The organism is Streptomyces sp. NPDC036764, from assembly GCF_055609385.1.
Map to the genome: position 1 here is coordinate 173,085 of NZ_JBVJPT010000013.1, position 18,997 is coordinate 192,081.

At 68.3% G+C, this 18,997-nt stretch carries 16 protein-coding genes and 3 pseudogenes; 9 read left to right on the plus strand and 10 right to left on the minus strand.

Annotated elements, in window-relative coordinates; genetic code table 11:
* Positions 1 to 73 precede the first annotated feature (73 nt).
* The 8 genes and pseudogenes from ACZ69Q_RS35120 to ACZ69Q_RS35155 form a co-directional block, all read right to left on the minus strand.
* Positions 74 to 439 carry a hypothetical protein gene (locus tag ACZ69Q_RS35120; RefSeq protein WP_471050016.1) on the minus strand — a complete coding sequence of 122 codons (366 nt, stop codon included), beginning with the start codon at positions 437 to 439 and terminating at the stop codon, positions 74 to 76.
* Entirely contained in the window at positions 414 to 869 is a 456-nt protein-coding gene (locus tag ACZ69Q_RS35125; protein ID WP_471050019.1) for a LysM peptidoglycan-binding domain-containing protein, read from the minus strand. Before ACZ69Q_RS35125 ends, ACZ69Q_RS35120 begins: the two co-directional genes overlap by 26 nt.
* A gap of 115 nt (positions 870 to 984) precedes the next feature.
* Positions 985 to 1,368, minus strand: coding sequence for a winged helix-turn-helix transcriptional regulator (locus ACZ69Q_RS35130; protein ID WP_471050290.1), 384 nt, complete (start codon positions 1,366 to 1,368; stop codon positions 985 to 987).
* A gap of 196 nt (positions 1,369 to 1,564) precedes the next feature.
* A pseudogene (locus tag ACZ69Q_RS35135) lies at positions 1,565 to 1,687 on the minus strand (GNAT family N-acetyltransferase); the annotation flags it as partial.
* 6 nt (positions 1,688 to 1,693) lie between these two features.
* Positions 1,694 to 2,428: pseudogene (locus tag ACZ69Q_RS35140) on the minus strand (transposase).
* A 379-nt stretch (positions 2,429 to 2,807) separates the two neighbouring features.
* Complete coding sequence (locus tag ACZ69Q_RS35145) at positions 2,808 to 4,019, minus strand: NAD(P)/FAD-dependent oxidoreductase (RefSeq protein ID WP_471050021.1); 1,212 nt, start codon at positions 4,017 to 4,019, stop codon at positions 2,808 to 2,810.
* Positions 4,020 to 4,041: 22 nt separating this feature from the next.
* On the minus strand, positions 4,042 to 5,100 hold the full coding sequence (locus ACZ69Q_RS35150) for a phytoene/squalene synthase family protein (RefSeq protein ID WP_471050024.1): 1,059 nt from the start codon (positions 5,098 to 5,100) through the stop codon (positions 4,042 to 4,044).
* Positions 5,101 to 5,149: 49 nt separating this feature from the next.
* On the minus strand, positions 5,150 to 6,163 hold the full coding sequence (locus tag ACZ69Q_RS35155; protein WP_471050026.1) for a polyprenyl synthetase family protein: 1,014 nt from the start codon (positions 6,161 to 6,163) through the stop codon (positions 5,150 to 5,152).
* Between the two features lie 432 nt (positions 6,164 to 6,595).
* Between ACZ69Q_RS35155 and ACZ69Q_RS35160 the strand changes: the two genes are divergently transcribed.
* From ACZ69Q_RS35160 to ACZ69Q_RS35180, 5 genes are all read left to right on the plus strand, one after another.
* On the plus strand, positions 6,596 to 7,201 hold the full coding sequence (locus ACZ69Q_RS35160) for an ABC transporter ATP-binding protein (protein ID WP_471050028.1): 606 nt from the start codon (positions 6,596 to 6,598) through the stop codon (positions 7,199 to 7,201).
* The gene (locus ACZ69Q_RS35165) at positions 7,198 to 8,052 is read left to right on the plus strand and encodes an ABC transporter permease (RefSeq protein ID WP_471050030.1); all 855 of its coding nucleotides are present in this window, start codon (positions 7,198 to 7,200) and stop codon (positions 8,050 to 8,052) included. Before ACZ69Q_RS35160 ends, ACZ69Q_RS35165 begins: the two co-directional genes overlap by 4 nt.
* A 599-nt stretch (positions 8,053 to 8,651) precedes the next feature.
* Positions 8,652 to 9,404 carry a TnsA-like heteromeric transposase endonuclease subunit gene (locus ACZ69Q_RS35170; RefSeq protein ID WP_471050033.1) on the plus strand — a complete coding sequence of 251 codons (753 nt, stop codon included), beginning with the start codon at positions 8,652 to 8,654 and terminating at the stop codon, positions 9,402 to 9,404.
* Positions 9,401 to 10,114: a hypothetical protein gene (locus tag ACZ69Q_RS35175; RefSeq protein ID WP_471050036.1), complete on the plus strand. Its 714-nt coding sequence runs from the start codon at positions 9,401 to 9,403 to the stop codon at positions 10,112 to 10,114. The genes ACZ69Q_RS35170 and ACZ69Q_RS35175 overlap by 4 nt, the downstream gene beginning before the upstream one ends.
* Positions 10,115 to 10,119: 5 nt before the next feature.
* Positions 10,120 to 10,833 carry an AAA family ATPase gene (locus tag ACZ69Q_RS35180; RefSeq protein WP_471050038.1) on the plus strand — a complete coding sequence of 238 codons (714 nt, stop codon included), beginning with the start codon at positions 10,120 to 10,122 and terminating at the stop codon, positions 10,831 to 10,833.
* 451 nt (positions 10,834 to 11,284) lie between these two features.
* Here ACZ69Q_RS35180 and ACZ69Q_RS35185 read toward each other — a convergent pair whose 3' ends face one another.
* Complete coding sequence (locus tag ACZ69Q_RS35185; RefSeq protein WP_471050293.1) at positions 11,285 to 11,554, minus strand: ester cyclase; 270 nt, start codon at positions 11,552 to 11,554, stop codon at positions 11,285 to 11,287.
* Here ACZ69Q_RS35185 and ACZ69Q_RS35190 point away from each other — a divergent pair.
* From ACZ69Q_RS35190 to ACZ69Q_RS35205, 4 genes and pseudogenes are all read left to right on the plus strand, one after another.
* Positions 11,454 to 11,681, plus strand: coding sequence for a hypothetical protein (locus ACZ69Q_RS35190; protein WP_471050303.1), 228 nt, complete (start codon positions 11,454 to 11,456; stop codon positions 11,679 to 11,681). The two genes, ACZ69Q_RS35185 and ACZ69Q_RS35190, sit on opposite strands and share 101 nt — an antisense overlap.
* A gap of 185 nt (positions 11,682 to 11,866) precedes the next feature.
* A complete protein-coding gene (locus ACZ69Q_RS35195; RefSeq protein WP_471050041.1) occupies positions 11,867 to 14,101 on the plus strand; it encodes a tetratricopeptide repeat protein in 2,235 nt (744 codons plus the stop codon).
* Between the two features lie 166 nt (positions 14,102 to 14,267).
* Positions 14,268 to 14,486: pseudogene (locus ACZ69Q_RS35200) on the plus strand (transposase family protein); the annotation flags it as partial.
* Between the two features lie 621 nt (positions 14,487 to 15,107).
* The gene (locus ACZ69Q_RS35205; protein WP_471050042.1) at positions 15,108 to 17,375 is read left to right on the plus strand and encodes a M4 family metallopeptidase; all 2,268 of its coding nucleotides are present in this window, start codon (positions 15,108 to 15,110) and stop codon (positions 17,373 to 17,375) included.
* 256 nt (positions 17,376 to 17,631) lie between these two features.
* Here the strand turns inward: ACZ69Q_RS35205 and ACZ69Q_RS35210 are convergent, their stop codons facing one another.
* On the minus strand, positions 17,632 to 18,966 hold the full coding sequence (locus ACZ69Q_RS35210; protein ID WP_471050045.1) for an alpha/beta hydrolase: 1,335 nt from the start codon (positions 18,964 to 18,966) through the stop codon (positions 17,632 to 17,634).
* Positions 18,967 to 18,997: the final 31 nt, after the last annotated feature.

The following is an 18,997-nucleotide window of genomic DNA, read 5'->3' on the forward strand; positions in this document are numbered from 1 at the left end:
GTGGACCAGCAGTGGATCGACGTCCGTGACGGCGTCTGGACTGGGGCGCGTCCCGCTGTTACCCGTATGGGAGTCAGAGGTCGCGTGGGGCGTCGACGATCTGGGAGAGCGCCACGGTGAGGGCGTTCTCGCGGGTGAACACGTCCACCGCTCCGAGGCGGCCCAGCCATTTCCGGAGAATTACCGGCCCCACCTTGTCGGCGACAGCCTGCAGGTAGAGGTTGAAGCCGGCCCAGTTGTTGCCCGGTTCGGCCTTGCCGAAGTAGGGGGCCATGTGGGTGGCGGCGATGGCCTTACTGGTGGCGTTCCACAGGTCTTGCACGAACTCGCGGGAGACCTTGATGTCCTCCCTGGTCCCGAGCCGGTGGACATGGCCGCCGATGCATGTGTCCAGGTCCATACGGGCGAGCTCGTCATGGGCCCGCAGTATGCGTGCCACCGGCGGTAACGGCGTAGAACGCGTCGCCGATGCGGTCGAGCCGATAGCCCTCAGGTGGGACGGGCAGGGGCTTGGCGGTGGCGGGCAGCGGCGCGAAGTTCCGGGTCGCGGCGCCGTCCCGGGACTCGGGGAGCTCAAGGCGCTGGCCGGGGCGCGGCTCACCGCTCTTGGCCAGGACCTTCTGGTTCAAGTGGTAGAGCTCCGTCCAGCGTTGTTCGGAGCCGAGGAAGCGGCCGGCGATGCTGCGCAGGGTGTCTCCGCGGGCGGCCTGGTGAGACGCATCGCTGCCTGCCGCGGCGGGCGTTGAGCCACTGGCCTGCGTCGGCCAGGTCAGAGCCGACACGCCCGCGGTTGCGGGGATGGCCATCGCGCCCCAGCGCAGGGTTCCGCGGCGGGACGGTGACTGATGATCGTGCTGCGCTTCGCACATCACGTACTCCCTGTAAGTCGGATGTCGTTGTCGGCACCTCGGTCACGCTAGGGGCGTACGGAAAGTAGTTGAAGTGTGCACTTTCTCTATGCTGTATCCGAGTGAAGCGTGCAGCTCAGGCGTCGGTGTCATAGACACGTTGTGCCGCAGAACACTCCTCGATGTGGGCATCGGTCCAGCCGAGCAGCGCCTCGACGGGCTCACGGAGGGTGTGTCCCAGAGGGGTCAGCTCGTACTCGACATGCGGCGGAATCACGGGGTGCCCCGTGCGCAGGACCAGGCCGTTGCGTTCGAGCTGCCGCAGCGTCTGAGTGAGCGCCCTCGGCGTAACTCCCTCGAGCTCGGCGGCCAGTTCACTGAACCGTTGCGCGCCCCGGGTCAGGCAACCCACGACAAGGATCGTCCACTTGGCCCCGATCAGATCGAGCAGTGGCCGACTGGGGCATGCGGCCGAATACGGGTTCGTCTTGCTCGGATGCGTGCAGTCAGTGTCGTTGATCGGGCACGCGCCGCTCGCAGTCGCCGACCGGGCCTGCCAGGTTGACCCCGCCCCCTTATCCCGGACCGGGCCTCCTACTCAGCGGTCTCTCCCGTCCGTCGGGCCCTGGAGCGCTGTGAAGATCTGTTGCCAGAACATGCACCCTTCCGGACGCCCGCTCCCCGCCGCGGCCTACCAAGCGGCCGAGCCGAGAGCGTCAGACCCTCACACCACGCGCGACTCGGTACAGCACGTTCGGACGCAGTGGCCCTTCGGGCGCGGTGGGGTCGTCGAAATCGTCAGCCGGGTCTCGGGTCATGCCGATCCGGCGCATCACTGAGCTTCTTCAGCGGTGCCGCTCCAGGGTGAGGATGGCTTTGGCGATTGACGTCATGCGGTTCGGGCTGCAACGGGCGTGACGGAAGATCTGCCAGGTCCTCAGGCGGGCGACACCGCGCTCGACCGGAGCACGGGTGCGGGCCAACGCCCGGTTGACGGTCTGCTCGGTGGGCGTGAGGTCTTGGTGGGGCCGCGTTTGATGCCGGTGGTCACCCAGGGGCCGCCGCCCTGGTCGGCCAGGATCGGGACGCCCTGACGTGCGCAGATGCGGATGATCCGGTGGGTTCGGGCCGCGGTCAGGTCGTGGCTGCGGCCCGGCAGGGCGGGCGAGAGCCACACGGCCGTCCGGGTCGGTCACCAACTGCACGTTCACGCCGTGTCGGCGGTGCTTGGCCGAGTAGTCCGCGCGGCCGTCGCCGACGCGGTCGCACTCCGCGAGGGTGCCGTCCAGCAGGACGAGGTCCGGATCGGCCTCGCGTAGGACCTTCAGCAGGCCCGGCGCGCGCTCGGCGAGCAGGCTGATGACCGCGGTGGTGTAGGCGTGGGCGGTGGACTCGCTGATCCCGAACCCAGCAGCGATCTTCGCCAGGGTCAGGTGCTCACGCAGATACACCAATGCCACCATCGCGCGCTGCGACGGGCGCAGCTTGCAGCGCCAATCCCGATCACGGGTGACGATAAGCATGGTCACCCACTCCACGAGCGCCTGCGGCAGGCCGAGGCTGGCAGGATAGACGACCAACGAGGCCCCCAGGCTGATCGGTTGAGACGTCAGACATCTCGATCAACAGCCCGAGGGCCTCGCCTGTTACGCACCTGGGATGGTCACCCGATCGATGGCCAGCCCGAAGAAGCTCAGTGATGGTCGCATGGGTGTGGATCGGCCCTTGTCCTTCGACAGCGAAGTTAGTCGTGTGCAGCCCGCTGACCTGGGCCGACTAGGTTGGATGTCAATGGGTCTGCCCATGCTGACGCTGTTCGGTGGCCAGGGCGTCCCTTTTCAGGGTCTGGCACAAGTCCCGTGAGATGCCTACGGGTTGGAGTTGTTGATCTTGAGTTAGGGGTGTTGGAAGTCGCCCTGTCCTAGCCACCCCATGTCATCGCAACGTCGCCGGTCAGCGTCATGCCGGCATGGCCGACAGCCGGCCAGTGTCGTGCTTGAGGCCGGTCAGCAGACACCACGTCATGGACTCTGCCGGGCTGGCCCGCCCGGCGAGCATGCTGTGGAACCTGCTGCCCGCCTCCGGGTCGTGCTGCACCTTGCGAAGCGCGTCAAGGATCGGACCGGAGAGCCCTGACCGGGCGAGCGTCGCGGTCGTCGCGAACGACTCGGCGGACACGGTGTCGCGGTCCTCCGCGTAATCGGCGACGGCAGTGTCCACCGCGTCGGGGCCGTCGTCCCAGACCGCACGCACGCGTCCAGCCAGGGAGGCGGCCTGGCTGAATGCGTCGTCCATGCCCTGCCCGGTGATCGGGTCCTTCGTCAGCCCGGCGTCGCCGAGCAGCGCCCACCCCGGGCCTGCGGACTCCCGATAGCGGTTCGGTACGCCTGGGCAGCCGCGCAGTGGCCCATGGCGGCGTCCGGCAGCGATTTCGTCGGACAGGTCTGGGGCGAGTTCGGCGATCGTGCTGGTGAAGAGCCGGTCGGCATCGGGCCTGATCTTGCGGAACCGCCGGTGCGGCAGGGAGAGGGCGATGCAGTGCTGGCCGCCGTGCGTAGGCGTGACAAGCGCCCCGCTGGTTTCCCGCATGAGTAGCCGGCCGCCCCGATCCGGTAGGCCCGAGTAGTAGCCGTAGAAGCTGCAGTTGATCACACCCAGATCCCAGTAGAACCGCGCGCCCACTGTCCGCGCGACCGTCGAGTTCGTCCCGTCCGCACCCACCACGAGGCGGGCGTGCTCGGTGTATTCGCGCCCGCCGGAGGCATACCGGACTCCGGTCACCCGGCCGTGGTCCCACAGCGGGGTGAGGAATGCGGCACGGGCCCGGAACTCGGCGCCCGCCTCGACGGCGCTGCGAACCAGTAGCTCGTCCAGCACGGTCCGGCGCGGCGCCAGGGCGATCTCCGTCGAGCCGACATAGCGCAGTACTACGTCCGGCGCGAGGTCGACCGTCTCCTGGGTGATCGGCGGACAGCCTGTGCGCAGCAGCACTTCCAGCAGTCCCCAGTCCGCCAGGGCTGCCACGCCCCGGGGGTTCAGGCGGTGGGTGGACAGTGTGTCGCGTGGGAACTCCACCCGGTCGAGCAGCAGCACGCGCAGTCCGGATCGCGCGAACAGCATCGCGGTGGGGGATCCGGCGCAACGCGCGCCGACGACGATGACGTCATACACGGGGAGGACGGCCTTTCCACGATCATGGTTGAGACGGTCGGCTTGACGAGTCACCGGATGGGCGCGGAGCCGACGGCTGCGAGGTGGCCGGCTCGTTCGGCTCTCGGCATCGTGGGATGCCCTCGCTCCGAGGGCCCCTGGCTGGACGGTCGGATCCCGCCCGGAGGGTCTGCCGGGAGTGGGTCGGCGCGCGCCAGACGTAGGGCAGCCAGGCTTGGGCCCGACGGCCGTTCAGCGAGGTCACCGGGCAGGTCAGCACGGTGGCGCCGCGCTCCAGCACTTCGGTCAGCGCCAGCGCGGCGCACATGATGGCGGCCCGCATCCAGTCGCGTGTCTCGGCCGCGGCCAGCGGCGGAAGGCCGGCGGCCACGCGTTCCAGCAGACTACGCGTGCTCTCGACCTCAAAGGCAATCAGTGCTTGAACACCCGGAGACCAGTGACGGTGCCACAGGTCGTCCGCCGTGACGCCGAACCGGTCGAGATCCTCGACGGGCAGGTACAGCAGGCCCTGGTCCAGGTCGTCGGCCAGGTCTCGCAGGACGTCCGTGAGCTGCCAGGCCGTGCCGAGATCGTCGAGCAGGGGGTCGGCTAGCCAGTCCGGTGCGTCTGCGGAGCGGAACAGGGGCCACAACATGCGCATCTGCGCGCTCCCGACCGCGCGTGCCCAGGACATCAGTTCGTCATGGGTTGCGAAGCCCGTCGAGGAGACGTCCTGGCGGAGGGCCGCGGCGAAATCGGCCAGTGGCGCCGTGCTGATACCCCGGCTGCGGAGGGTGTGACCGATGGCGCTGGGCATGGGCTCCTCGGCGGTGCCCGCCACAGCCTGGCGCACGGAGTCCATCCAGGCGTCCAGTGCGCGGCCGCCGGTTTCCGAGTCTCCGCTCTCGGAGCGGGTATCGGCAATCGCGAGCACGGCGGCCAGGGCGTAAGCGTGCGGGCGCAAGGCCGGCGGACCGGCCATCACGAGGAGCCGACTGGCGGATCCCTCGCGGTCGTGCACGTGGCGGACGCAGGCGATGTAGCCCGCGCGGTGTACCGGATCGGTGATGCCAGCCTCGTCCAGCCACCGGCGTACCAGCATGATCGACTCCCTTGAACGGGCGGGTATCCATTGGCCCGGGCGGGCGCTTTTAGTGGTCGCGGTGTGCTGCGCCACGGGCGAGGTCGGCCAGCCGGTCGCGGGCCGCGGTGGCCGGCAGGTCGGTGAGTGCGGCCAGAGCGCGCTCGGCGTAGGCGTCGGCAAGGTCGGCGGCTTCGTCGAAGGCTCCGGTGCGGGCGAGGAGAGCGGCCAGGTCCTTGTGGGCGGTGCGCGAGTCGGGCGCGGCGAAGATCTCCACCAACCGCTGTTGGTCGGACGGTTCCGCTCGGACGAAGGCGAGGAGCACCGGTACGGTGGGCTGGCGGTTGGCCACGTCGCTGACGGCCTGCTTGCCGACCAGGTCATCGCTGCTGGTATAGGGCAGCAGGTCGTCGCGGACCTGAAACGCCATGCCCAGCTCCAGGCCGTAGCGGTGCAGGGCCGTCACCTGGTCATCGCGGGCTCCGGCCAGGATCGCGCCAGCCGCGCACGAGGCGCCGATCAAGGCTGCGGTCTTGCCCTCGACCACCTTCAGGCTCTCGGCCACGTCCGCGGTGGGGTCGCCGCGCAGCATGATCTCCCATTGCGCGGCCTGGCACATCTTCGCCAGGGCGTCGATCACCACCCGGACCGCGCGCAACCGTGCGTCGGGCGCCACCGTGCCGGCCGCTGAGTCGAGCAGCACGGAGATGCCCATCATGAACAGATCGTCGCCGGCCAGCAGCGCTTCGCAGACACCGTAGTGAGCGTGCGTCGAGGCGCGGCTGCGGCGCACGGGGTCCTGGTCGACGATGTCGTCGTGGACCAGGGAGCCGACGTGCAGGCACTCCAGCGCGGCGGCGAAAGAGAGCACGGTCTCGGCATCACCGCCGACGGCCGTGGCGGCCTCCAGGCAGAGCATCGGACGCAGCAGCTTGCCCGGAGGGAAGAGCGCGTCCTCGACGATGACCCGCGACATCCCGTCCCGGGTCCCGGCCAGGCGGCGCATCTCCGCATCGAGCTCGAACCGGCCTGGTGGCAGACACACGACTTGACGGTTCGAACCCTCCGAGTGCAGAGCGGTCATGGCCGACCTCCCCCCGTGCACCAGGGCCGTAGGCGCGGTAACGCCGCTTCGGTTGAGGCGGCGGCACGGCCGACCGCGTGGAAGACCACTCTGGCTTCTCGCTTCCTGGTTTTCGGATGATCTACTCGGCCACAACGAGCGAGGCCCTGAAGGGTCACGAAGTGATCGTCACAGCGCCAGCCGTCATCGCGGAGGCGACCCGGGCGTGGCGGCACGATCCGCCAGCCCGGCGGCAGGACGTCGTGGCCGCCACTGCTCTTGTTCACCGTCTGCCGGCGGTGGTCGAGACCGCTCTGGTGAATCCGCGTCCGACAGCGGGTGAGGGCGCGCCGCGCAGAACCACCGCCCCATCCGGTGCCATAGCGCCGACCGTGTCCTGAGCGTGGGACCGATCGTTGGGAGCCGGTGGCCACTGCGCTGAATGGAGGAACAGTGAAGGTCAGAAACCTGCATCACGCCTACCGGCGACGCGCCGTCCTGCGCGGCATCGACCTGGACCTGACGCCCGGCACACTGGCCGGAGTCGTCGGCGAGAACGGCACGGGCAAGTCGACGCTTCTGAAGATCCTCTCCGGCGAACTCCGGCCCGACCGTGGCAACGTTCGCCACCATGGGCGCTTCGGCTATTGCCCACAGGATGTCGTCCTCAACAACGCCCTCACCGTGCGCCAGCACCTGCACTACTTCAAGACCGCCTTCGACCTGCCCGACCTGCGCCATGCCGAGGAGATCATGGAAACGCTGCACTTCTCGGAGTACGCCGACGAGCGGGCCGGCGTACTGAGCGGCGGCACCCGCCAGAAACTCAACCTCACCCTCGCTCTCATGCACGACCCCCAGGTCCTGCTGCTGGACGAGCCTTACCAGGGCTTCGACTGGGACACCTACCAACGCTTCTGGGACCTCGCCGCCCGACTGCGTGACGCCGGGCGCTCGGTCCTCGTCGTCTCCCACCTCGCCTACGACGCCGAACGCCTCGACGAAGTCTGGCAACTGGAAGCCGGGCTCCTGCACTCGCAGGCCAAGGCGGCGGCATGAAGCGGCACCTCACGCTCCTCGCAACCGCCGCCCGGTACGACCTGACCGAGCACGCCCGCAACCGCTTCGCCATGCTGCTGGTCGTCCTCTACGTCCCCACCTGGATCACCCTCGCCCACGCCGTCGTCCCAGCCCAGCCCGCCCCCTTCCACCTCAGGGCCACGGGCGAGCTCCTGACACCCGCCGGCAACGAACTCACCCAGATCACGGGCGCCATCAACGCCGTCACCCTCATCACCGGCTTCACGATGTTCGCCGCCACCTTCGCCGGCGGACGCTTCGACCGCCGTCTCACGATGGCCGGCTACCCACGCACCCACCTTGTGCTCGCCAAGGCCGCCTCCCTCACCCTCGCCTCCGCCCTCGTCGCGGCCTATGCCACCGCCGTCATCTGCGTGGCCTGGAGTCCCCGCCACCCCTTCCTGCTCGCCACCGCGCTGTTCTGCGCAGCCATGACGTACGGCGCACTCGGCGTGATCTACGGCAGCCTGCTGCATCGCGAGGTCGAGGGCATGTTCGCGATGGTGATGACCAGCGTCCTGGACGTCGCCCTGCAGAACCCCATCTCCAGCTCCACCGCCGACAGCCTCGTCGTGCGCCTGCTGCCGTCCTACGGCGCCCTTCAGGTCGCAGCCGCCGCCAGCTTCTCCGGCCGCACTGCCCTCGCTCTGCTTGGGGTCCAGCTCCTCTGGTTCACCGCTGCCGTGCTCCTCGCCCTCTTCACCTTCCATCGCCACACCCGCAACGCCCTCACCGGGACAACCGACGCCCCTCACCCGAGTCACGGATTCCCCAGTTCGACACCCGAACCGGCGAAGACTACGAGCCACCGAACTCTGAGCGGACGTTGACTGGGCTGAGAGACTCCGGCACACCGGCGACCCGCGCCCCCGGCGGTCGCAGAGGCCGTCGAAAGAACGAGGAACAGCTCCTGGCCCACTGCGCGACCCATGTCGACGTAGACCGGACAAGTATCACCGTCCGTCGTACACCGGACCCCGATGTGTATCGCCCCGCCGCCCGCGTCGAGGGACACGACCGCGATTTCGGAGACCGACGGGAACAGCAGCTCTTGCAACTGACACGGCACCTCGTTCACGGCTATCGAATGTTGGGCCTGCCAGTCGAACGAGGAGGGAGATTACGGCGACTTCCAACACCCCTAACCCAAGATCAACAACTCCAACCCGTAGGCATCTCACGGGACTTGTGCCAGACCTCGAAAAGGGACGCCCTGGCCACCGAACAGCGTCAGCACGAGCAGACCCATTGACATCCAACCTAGTCGGCCCAGGTCAGCGGGCCGCACACGACTAACTTCGCTGTCGAAGGACACCAGTTCGCCGGTGTCCTTTGTCATCCAATCGAGGCGTTTGACAACGACCCCAGTCGTTTCAGCTTTTTTGACAGTGAACCTAGTCGTGTGGGGTGAGCACGCTGGGGGTGTTGGATGGCCGTACCGGCTGGGGCGGACGGGGTCGTGCCGTACGTCGAGGTGTCGTGCATGGAAGGCCGGCGCGAGCGTCGACGGCGTCCGCTGTTGGACTGCGTGTCGGTCAGGTTCGAGGAGGCGGTTCCAGTACGGCCGTTTCGGTGGCCGCCGGGTGGGCGCCATTTCCCGGGCTGGTACTGGGCGGCGACGACCGGGCAGCATGTCGGCTTCGAGTCGTGGCTGGAGCGGGACCACCTCGTGCTCATGGACTTCGATCCCGCCGTGGTGGGGGTCGCCTCCCAGCCGTTCTGGCTGCACTGGCACGACGGTTCGCGTGAACGTCGGCATGCCCCGGACTTCTTTGTGCGCCGCGCGGATGGCTCGGCCGTGGTCGTCGATGTCCGTGCCGACGATTGGATCGCGCCGAGCGATGCCGAAGCGTTCGAAGTGACGCGCCGGGCCTGCGCCGAGGCCGGGTGGGGCTTCGAGCGGGTGGGGACGCCGGAGGCAGTGCTGCTCGCGAACGTGCGGTGGTGGTCGCGCTACCGTCACTCCCGCTGCACGCAGGGTCCGGTCGCTGCCCGACTGATGGACGTCTTCTCGCAACCGGGGCCGCTGATGCCCGGGGCCGATGCGGCTGGCGACCGGCTCGCGACGCTGCCCGTGTTGTTCCACCTGCTGTGGAGGCAGGAATTGACCGCTGAGGGGATGGCGGTCGAACTGCTGGGTCCTCGCACGGTCGAGTGCCTGTCCGGTGGGGGTGCCGGATGAAGGAGAAGCGGCGACGGGTTCCGCCGACTGCCCGGATCGCAGAGTTCCCCAAGACGGCCGCTGAACAGGCTCGTTGGTGGGAGGACCACATCCTGGAGGTGCTGCACGGTCTGCCGCCGGACGCTCCCCAAGGGGCAGTGCCACGACCGGAGTTCGACCCCAGGCGGCATTCGCTGGCCGAACGCGAGCGAGCGAAAGCGGCCGAGCTGACGGCAGCGGGCCATCCGATGATGGCCAGCGGCATCAAGCAGCGGCGCCAGCGATATCACCGCGACGGGCTTGTCGGGCTGGCCGACGGCCGGTCGGCCAAGCAACTGCCGACGTTCGGCCGGATCGCGCCAGCGGTGGTCGATGCAATGCGGCAGGCTATCGCCGAGACGGCGGATGCCTCCTCAAGGACGGTCCGATTCATCATCTGGCGGACGAAGCAGATCCTGGCGTCCCGCGAGGATGCCGACGACATCGAACTGCCTACGGAGCGCACGCTCTACCGGCTCTTCGAAAAGCTGCTGGCCGCCGGCACACACGCGACCGATTCGGCGACCACGCGCCGCTCGGTGCATGCGCACTCAACGGCGCCCTCCTCTCCCGCACCCAGGTCCTCGTCCTCAAACGCCTCGACGAAACCGCACTGTCCACACTCATCGACCGCGCCGAACAGCTCACCGGCCACCATCTGCCCCTGGACGACGACACCCGCCGCGCCCTGATCGCCATGGCCGACGGCGACGGCCGCTACCTCCTCAACATGGCCGAACAGCTCCAGGCCCTCCCCGGCACCGAGACCGCCCTGGACACGGCCGCGCTCGCCCACCACATCCAGCAGCGGGCCCCGCTGTACGACAAGGCGCAGGAGGGCCACTACAACCTGATCTCCGCGCTCCACAAGTCGATGCGCGGCTCCGACCCGGACGCGGCCCTGTACTGGCTCGCCCGCATGCTCGACGGCGGCGAGGACCCCCTGTTCGTGGCCCGCCGGCTGGTCCGCTTCGCGAACGAAGACATCGGCATCGCCGACCCGCAGGCCATCCAGCAGGCCCTCGCCGCCTGGGACGTGTACGAGCGACTCGGCTCCCCCGAGGGCGAGTTGGCGATCGCCCAGGCCGTTGTCTACCTCGCCACGGCCCCCAAGTCCATCGCCGTCTATCGCGGCTTCAACACGGCCCACCGATCTGCCCGCCGCACCGGATCACTCATGCCGCCCGCCCACATCCTCAACGCCCCGACCCGGCTGATGAAGGACCTCGGGTACGGCAAGGACTACCAGTACGACCCCGACACCAGCGACGGCTTCTCCGGCGCCGACTACTTCCCCGACGACATGGACCGCGAGACGTACTACCAGCCCACCCGCAACGGCTACGAAGCCCAGATCACCGAACGCCTACTCCACTGGGCAGCCCTGCGTGCTCACAGGCGCAGCGGCTGACGCGGCACGAGAGCAGCGCCCAGAGTCAGCACACGGCAGATGTCGTGCACCATCCGCATCCAGCATCCCCTCCGACACAATGATCCACGCTATCGACCGCCGTGTTGACATCCAATCCAGTCGACGCAGGTCAGCGCGCTGCGCACGACTAACTTCGCTGTCGAAGGACATGTCCTTCGACAGCGAAGTTAGTCGGGCCGAAGTCGCTGACCTGCGCGGACTAACTTTGCTGTCAACGCCGTCGCGTGACGCTTCCTTCGGCCCGGATCCCCTGGCCGCCTGCGCCGACTGGGTTGGATGGCAAGGAACGTCATGTGGAAGGCCAGCCTCTTGCAGTGAACCTGCGTCGGCCGCCCGCGGGCCGGTGTGGGCCTTCCCCCTTTGCCGGGGCGACGTACCTCCCGGCAGCGGTAGTTCCGCGCGATAGCAGGCTCACGCGGCGCTACGAGGTTCACGGCGCCGGTAGGGCACCGATCTGCTGCATCACCCCGAGGAGATCGGGCTGGCCGCGTTCGCCGACGATCCGGCCGCCGGCCAGGTAGTAGAAGTTCATGGCCTGCACCGAGATCTTGTTGCCGCTCGCCGGGATCCCGAAGAATTCACCGTCGTGGGTTCCCCGCATGGTGAACCGCGCGGCCACGGTGCCGCCTTCGGCGACCGCCTCCTCCAGCGTCCACTGGACGTCGGGGAAGGCGCCGTGCATCATCCCGAGGACTTCCATAGCCGCCGTCGGCGCCCTCACCGTCGACGTCCGCGACCGCTACCCGCTGGACGACATCGCCAAGGCACACCACCACGTCGACGCCGGCGGTGACCACGGCCGCATCCTGGTCACCACCCCCCAATAGCGCAGACTCGGAACACCGGCCCGTCACCAGCAACCCCCGTCTCATTGACGGCTACTGGATCGCTCACCTCACACGACTAAGTTCACTGTCAAAGAAGCCGAAACGACTGGGTTCGCTGTCAAACGACTCGATTGGATGACAAGGGACAGCCCTATCGCGGAGACGACGCGGTTTGGTCTTATGTCATGGTGTGGCGGAGAGGATACGTCAAGGGCTGGTGGCTGATCGTCGGCGCGGCTGTGGCGACGTCGGTGGCGGCGTTCGCCGAGTCGGAGCTTCCCGCCGGGGTGGGCGCAGTCTTGGTCGCTGTGGTGGGGGCCGGGGCCGGCGTGGCGTCCTGGCGGGGCAGCCGACTGGTGGAGGCACCGACGGCGCGTGAGCGCGGGCTGGTGGTGGCTCGGCGCGGCAGGGTTCCCCGCGTCCGCGATATCGATGATCTGTCAGTCGTACGCGTCCATGGTGCGGGTGGTGATGCGTTCCCCGCGTTCATCCCGAGGGACAAAAGCGGCGAGATCGAGTCGGCCCTGGCCTCGCATCGTTTCGTCCTGCTGGTCGGGGACTCGACCGCGGGAAAGTCACGTGCAGCGTTCGAGGCGCTGCGTGAGAAATGCCCGAGTCACCGCCTGCTCATCCCAGATCCGGAGAGTGGGGAAAGCCTGGCGGCCGCCTTCGAGACGGCCGAGTCCATGCGGCCGTCGGTGATCTGGCTGGACGATCTCGAACGCTACCTGAACTCGGGAAGCGCCCTCTCCAACCTGATCGGGAACGTGATCGTCGGGAGGCCGGGGGTGCTGTTGGTGGCCACGATCCGCACCCACGAGCGGGCCCGCTTCCGTGGGATCGATGCTTCCCCCGTTCCCGAGGCGGCGGTGTTCGGCCTCGCCCACGAGATACGGCTCGACCGCCGGTGGAGCGCCGCAGAGCTGCGCCGGGCGTCCGAACACACGGAGGACGAGCGCATCGCCAGAGCGATCGAGTCATCCGGCACCTACGGAATCGCCGAGTTTCTGGCAGCCGGACCGCAGCTCCTCGCGACGTGGAGGGACGTCCGTTCCCCCGAAGGGAATCACTCCCGTGGGGCGGCGCTGGTGGCCGCCGCAGCCGACGCCTTCTGCGCGGGCTGGACCACTTATGTCCCGGCTCCGATCCTGCGCGACCTCCATGAACACCACCTGCTCGACCTCGGGGGCGCCCGTGCCCGTCCTGAGTCTTGGGAATCCGCTCTGACCTGGGCGACGAAACCGATCTTCGCCACCAGCAGTCTCCTGCTCCCCAACCACGACTGCACCGGCTACCGGGTTTTCGACTACCTGCCCGAAGCGATCGACTCCGAACGCGGGACCAGCGGGATCGCCAAGCCGATCTGGGACACGCTCATCGTTCACGCCGACGCGGCGACCTGTGTCGACCTGGGCTGGGCTGCCCAGCAACGGACCCAATGGGACGCCGCGACATCCGCCTTCCGCAAGGCAGTCGACGGAGGTGCCCTCATGGGCGCGATCGGCCTGGCGGAGATATCCGGCAACGCCGACCGGCGTCCCGAGGCCGTCGACGTCCTCAGAACGGTGCTGCGGTCCGCGCCGCCGGACACCGCTCCGGACGACCTCTTCGAACTCACCCTTCAACTGGCCTGGTGGACGGGGCAGTCCGGGAACCTCAACCGGGCGGTTTCCCTCGCCGCCGAAGCATACGAAGGTTTCCTGGAGCTCCACGGAAGGATCCACCCGGCCACGATCCGAGCCAGACGGAACCTGATTCGCTGGACCGGACACATCGGCCCGGCAGCCGATGCCCTCGCGATGGCCATGGAGCTCCTCGATACCGGACAGACCCTCTGGGGACCGGAGCACCTTCAAGTGTTGGGTCTGCGATTCGAAGTGGCCTGCTGGGCAGAGGCCGACGGGCCGCAGGCCGCCGAGCGCGCCTGGCGCGAACTCAACAACGATGCCACCCGTCAACTCGGTGACCATCACGCCCTCACCAACGACGCCCGCTGGAACCTGGCCGACTGGGTGACCCGAAACGGTGACCGAGAGACCGGACTTCGCCTGCAGAGAGAAGTCTTCGAGGGCTGCGCGGCCCTCTACGGTGCCGACCACCCGCGTACCCTGACGCGCACCATCCAGCTCGCCGCCATGCTCGGACACGCTGACCGCATTGAAGAGGCCCTGGACACAGCCACCGCCGCCCACGACGACTGCGCTCGCGTCATGGGGCAGAACCACGAACTCACCCACTGCGCCGCCTACCAGCTCGCCCTGTGGACCGCTCTCTCCGGAGACACCGACACCGCACAGGCCGCCTTCACGAGGCTCCTCTCCGTGCTGCCGGACAGCCATCCACTCGCCGAACTATGCACCCGCCAGACAGTTGAAGGCCCGGGCTCAACAACGAACTACTACCTACCCCCCGACTGGTGACCGCCGCCCGAGACAAGACGAAGTCGCCGGACGGCCACAGACGTGACTCCACGGACGAACCTCAGAGGTCGTTTTCTCCCGTTGTTCAATCCCGGAAAGCGGACTTCATCATGTGATGTCGGGTCACGCCAGGAGATGGTGATCTCGCCGGTGAGGCGGCGGGCCATCGGGTCCCTGGGTGACCACCGGCATCAAACGCCGGCCCCACCAAAACCTCACGCCCACCGAGCAGACCGTCAACCGGGCGTTGGCCCGCACCCGTGCTCCGGTCGAGCGCGGTGTCGCCCGCCTGAAGACCTGGCAGATCTTCCGCCACGCTCGTTGCAGCCCGAACCGCATGGCGTCAATCGCCAAAGCCATCCTCACCCTGGAGCGGCACCGCTGAAGAAGCTCACTGCTTGGGAACGGAAGTTGGTAGCAGTCGTCACTGCAAAGATCTCGGGGAGTTCAAGCGTTTCGAAGCCGAAGGCCAACGTGAGCGCCGTATCCAAGGCAATCCGATTTCTCCGGGACGGGTACGGCCGCCCAGAAGGAGAATGGACGGCTGGCTCCAAGAGTGCGGAGAATTGCGACGCTCCGGTGCGGCCATGCCGACGTGTGCGTCGAGCGGCGTGATCTTGCCCTGATTGGCCACCCCACAGCCGCCTCAGCCGACCACCCGGCGGCGGAGCACCGCCGCTTCCTGCTCGGTCCCAACCTGCGGCGCTCGGTTGAACAGTGTGGTGAGGCCGAAAATCTGCGGTCTCCGGGCCGATTTGCCTGACTTGAATGGTCAATTCAAGCCGTCACCTTGGCATCTGCATGACAAGCCTCTCTGTGTGATGCCACCCTTCTGCGGAAGTTCACCGTTCCTTGACATGTTCACCACGCGGTGCAACCGATCTACCTCCACCCCCCACCTCCTTCCACCCGCATGCCGTGCAGCGCTACGGACCGGCATACCCCGCCGCTCCATCTCGTCCACGGCCCCCACCACGGGCCGGCCGTCGTACTGAAGGAGAACCCGTTGTCCCTGCGACACCGCGCCCTCATCCGGCGCAGACGCGCCACCGCCGTCGCCCTCACGGCGGTTGGGGCCATGCTGGCCTTGGCCGCCCCCGGCCTGGCTACTGCGGTACCGGCCGACCCGGGCCCTGCGAAGATCACCGCCACACCCCGAGCAGGCGCATCCCAGACGTCCCTGTCACCCGCTCGCCGAACCGCCCTGATCAAGTCCGCGCAGTCCGCGGCGGCCGGTACCGCAGAGCGGATCGGCCTGGGCGCGAAGGAGATGCTCGTCGTCAAGGACGTCGTCAAGGACGCCGACGGCACCACGCACACCCGTTACGAGCGCACCTATGCCGGGATACCCGTCCTCGGCGGCGACCTCGTCGTCCATGACAAGAGCGGTCGTACGACGGTCACCAAGGCGAACAAGGCCAAGCTCTCGCTGTCCTCCCTCAGTCCGAAGATCACGGCTGCCGAGGCCGCCGGCAAGGCGCTCGGTGTGTCCAAGAAGGCCAAGGTCAAGGGCTCCGAGACGGAGCAGGCGCCACGGCTCGTGGTGTGGGCCGGCACCGGCAAGCCCGTCCTGGCCTGGCAGACCCTCGTCGAGGGCACCCAGAAGGACGGCACCCCCAGCGAGCTTCAGGTCGTCACCGACGCCGCAACGGGCAAGCAGCTCCTGACCGCCGAGAAGGTGCACACCGGCTCCGGTACGGGCCAGTACGCCGGCGAGGTCCCGCTCGGCACCACCCTGTCCGGATCGACGTACCAGCTCGTCGACCCGGACCGCGCCGGGCAGAAGACGTACGACCTCAACCAGGGCACCTCGGGCACCGGGACCCTGTTCACGGACGACAACGATGTCTGGGGCGACGGTCAGCCTTCCAACCGTCAGACCGCCGGCGTCGACGTGGCCTTCGGCGCCGCGGCAACCTGGGACTACTACAAGGAGACCCACGGCCGTAACGGCATCCGCAACGACGGCGTCGCCGCCTACAGCCGCGCCCACTACGGCAACAACTACGTCAACGCCTTCTGGCAGGACTCCTGCTTCTGCATGACGTACGGCGACGGCTCGGGCAACACCCACCCGCTGACCGCGCTCGACGTGGCCGCCCACGAGATGAGCCACGGCGTCACCGCCGCCACCGCGGGCCTGGTGTACTCCGGCGAGTCCGGCGGGCTCAACGAGGCCACCTCCGACATCTTCGCCGCCGCAGTCGAGTTCCACGAGGACCTGCCCGCCGACCCCGCGGACTACCTCGTCGGCGAGAAGATCGACATCAACGGCAACGGCACCCCGCTGCGCTACATGGACAAGCCCTCCAAGGACGGTGCCTCCAAGGACAGTTGGAGCTCCTCCTTGGGCGGCATCGACGTCCACTACTCCTCGGGCCCCGCGAACCACTTCTTCTACCTGCTCTCCGAGGGCAGCGGCGCAAAGACCGTCAACGGCGTGTCCTACGACAGCCCGACGTACGACGGGCAGCCCGTCACCGGCATCGGCATCCAGAACGCCGCCGCGATCTGGTACCGCGCGCTGACGACGTACATGACCTCCACGACCAACTACGCGGGTGCCCGTACCGCCACCCTGTCGGCAGCCGCCGACCTGTTCGGCGCCTACAGCCCGACCTACCTCGCCGTCGCCGACGCCTGGGCCGCGATCAACGTCGGCAACCGCATCGCCCTCGGCGTCAACCTCGCCCCGATCGCCGACCAGATCAGCGGCGTCAACCAGGAGGTCAGCCTCCAACTGGACGCCTACACCACCAACTCCGGAGCGTCCCTCACCTACGAGGCCGACGGGCTGCCCGACGGCCTGAGCATCAGCCCGAGCGGACTGATCAGCGGCACCCCGACCACCCTCGGCACCGGCGACGTCACCATCAAGGTCACCGACAGCACCGGGGCGACCGCGTCCGACACCTTCAACTGGCAGATCGCCTACGTCTACGCCAACGCCACCCGCGTGGACATCCCCGACAACGGGGCGGCCGTCGAATCACCGGTGACCATCACCGGCCGCGACGGCAACGCCTCCGCGACCACCACGATCTACGTCAACATCGTCCACACCTACCGCGGTGACCTGACCGTCGACCTCGTCGGCCCGAACGGCACCGTCTACTCGCTGCTCAACCGCAGCGGCGGCTCCGCCGAGAACGTCGACCAGACCTTCACGGTCGACGCCTCCGCACAGCCGCTCAACGGCACGTGGACGCTGCGCGTGCAGGACCGGGCATCCATCGACGTCGGATACATCAACCGCTGGACGTTGACCCCCTGACACATCGGCGGCACAGCGCCGCCGTTCGGGTCCTTCGGGATCCGGGCGGCGGCGTGGCCGTGCACTCGTTTCGCTGCTTCAACCGAGCGGGCTCCGGCCAAGGGCGTTGATGTATGCGATTGTTGAGGCCACTGCCAGTGGTCAGCGTGTCTGCCGCCTGACGCTTCGCGCGAATCCCCATCACAAGAACGCGCCAGCTCGTACGTGTGCCTGACGATGTCGGTGACCGCCAGTTGCTGTCGGGCCAGAGGGCTCTTCACTTGCGGGCGCGCAAGAAGGTGGGGATGTCGTCGCGGGCCGGATAGTTCGGCAGGGGTGCCGGCCTGTCCTTGAGGAACGCGGTGATGACGGCGGCGGCACGGGCGTTGTTGTCGTTCAGGCCGTTCCACATGTGGTGCCCGACTCCGGGCATGTACTGCGTGCGCTGGACGGCGGGGTCACGGGCAAGGATTGCGGTCGCCCATTGACGTACCTGGGAGGAACACTCGGCGATCATCAGCATCGAGGGGGTCCGGGAGCGGCTCAGTTCCCGGGAGATGGAGGGGGAGTCCTTGACCGTCTGCTGGATGCGGAGGCTGGCGGCGGGGCTGAAGGAGAAGTTCTGTGCGGTGTCCTCGGTCGGGATGCGGTGTGCGTCGCGGGCGCAGTAGGCGGATGCGGTGTCGCTGCCGAGATCGGCGGCGGTGAATGCGTTGGCCCCTTCGGCCTGTCCGATCAGCCCGGTTTCGGGGCTGAGGAGCCCGAGCCGCATGAGGCCGAATGCAGCGGCGTACCGGGGGATGTGCGCGGATCGCGGTCCGGTCATCGCCGGCGCGAGGCCGCGCGCGGAGGGTTGACCCTTGTGCCCGGTGATCCGCGAGGTCGGGCCGTCCATCGGGCCCGGTTCGGCGATGATCGCCCGGTGCAGGCGTGCGGCGACACGCGGGTCCGCCAGGGCCCGGGTGAGTACGACCCCGCCTGCGGAGAATCCGAGGATGTCGACCCTGCCCCTGTCCAAGCGGTCGATGAAGGCGGCGAGGTCACGCACCGACCTGGAGATCGTGTACCGGTCCATGGGAAGCAGGTGGCTACGTCCGCCGCCGGCCTGCTCGTAGGCGTAGACGTCGTAGCCCTGTCGCGCCAGGAGCTGCAGGAACCGGTGGTCGAGCATCGAAATGCCACGGACCGGGCCGCCGTTGAGGTACACGAACGGTACGGGGTGTCGGGTGCCGGTGTTCGCGGGCGGGTAGTGGTACACCGCGACGCGGCTGCCTGTGGTCAGGCTCCAGTGCTGCGTGGTCACGAACGGCAGGGCGGGTGGGTACTGCCGTGCCGTGGGCGCGGTCGGGATGCAGACCGACGCCGTCAACGCTGCCGCGACGACCACCGGCAGGAACGGCGCGAGCCGCGCCGCACCTTGGCGACGCCGGCCCCGCCACAGTGCGGCGACGGTCCCGATTCCAAGGGCCGTCAGCCATGCCGCGAGTCCCGAACCGGCCCCGTCCGTGAGGACGATGGCAGTCAGAAAGACGACGACCAGCGTCGCGACGGCGGCCAGGGCCAGAAGTAAGCGGCCGGTGAGGCGAGCAAGGCGTATGGCGATTTTGGGCATGGCAGACCTCCGACGGTTGCGCAACGTCGTT

Excerpts from the sequence above, each read along its gene's own strand:
- ACZ69Q_RS35155 (WP_471050026.1), bottom strand. The coding sequence starts at position 6,163 with ATGACCGCTCTGCACTCGGAGGGTTCGAACCGTCAAGTCGTGTGTCTG.
- ACZ69Q_RS35150 (WP_471050024.1), bottom strand. The coding sequence starts at position 5,100 with ATGCTGGTACGCCGGTGGCTGGACGAGGCTGGCATCACCGATCCGGTA.
- ACZ69Q_RS35195 (WP_471050041.1), top strand. The coding sequence starts at position 11,867 with ATGGTGTGGCGGAGAGGATACGTCAAGGGCTGGTGGCTGATCGTCGGC.
- ACZ69Q_RS35175 (WP_471050036.1), top strand. The coding sequence starts at position 9,401 with ATGAAGGAGAAGCGGCGACGGGTTCCGCCGACTGCCCGGATCGCAGAG.
- ACZ69Q_RS35125 (WP_471050019.1), bottom strand. The coding sequence starts at position 869 with ATGTGCGAAGCGCAGCACGATCATCAGTCACCGTCCCGCCGCGGAACC.
- ACZ69Q_RS35165 (WP_471050030.1), top strand. The coding sequence starts at position 7,198 with ATGAAGCGGCACCTCACGCTCCTCGCAACCGCCGCCCGGTACGACCTG.
- ACZ69Q_RS35190 (WP_471050303.1), top strand. The coding sequence starts at position 11,454 with ATGGTGAACCGCGCGGCCACGGTGCCGCCTTCGGCGACCGCCTCCTCC.
- ACZ69Q_RS35180 (WP_471050038.1), top strand. The coding sequence starts at position 10,120 with ATGGCCGACGGCGACGGCCGCTACCTCCTCAACATGGCCGAACAGCTC.
- ACZ69Q_RS35210 (WP_471050045.1), bottom strand. The coding sequence starts at position 18,966 with ATGCCCAAAATCGCCATACGCCTTGCTCGCCTCACCGGCCGCTTACTT.
- ACZ69Q_RS35170 (WP_471050033.1), top strand. The coding sequence starts at position 8,652 with ATGGCCGTACCGGCTGGGGCGGACGGGGTCGTGCCGTACGTCGAGGTG.
- ACZ69Q_RS35185 (WP_471050293.1), bottom strand. The coding sequence starts at position 11,554 with ATGGAAGTCCTCGGGATGATGCACGGCGCCTTCCCCGACGTCCAGTGG.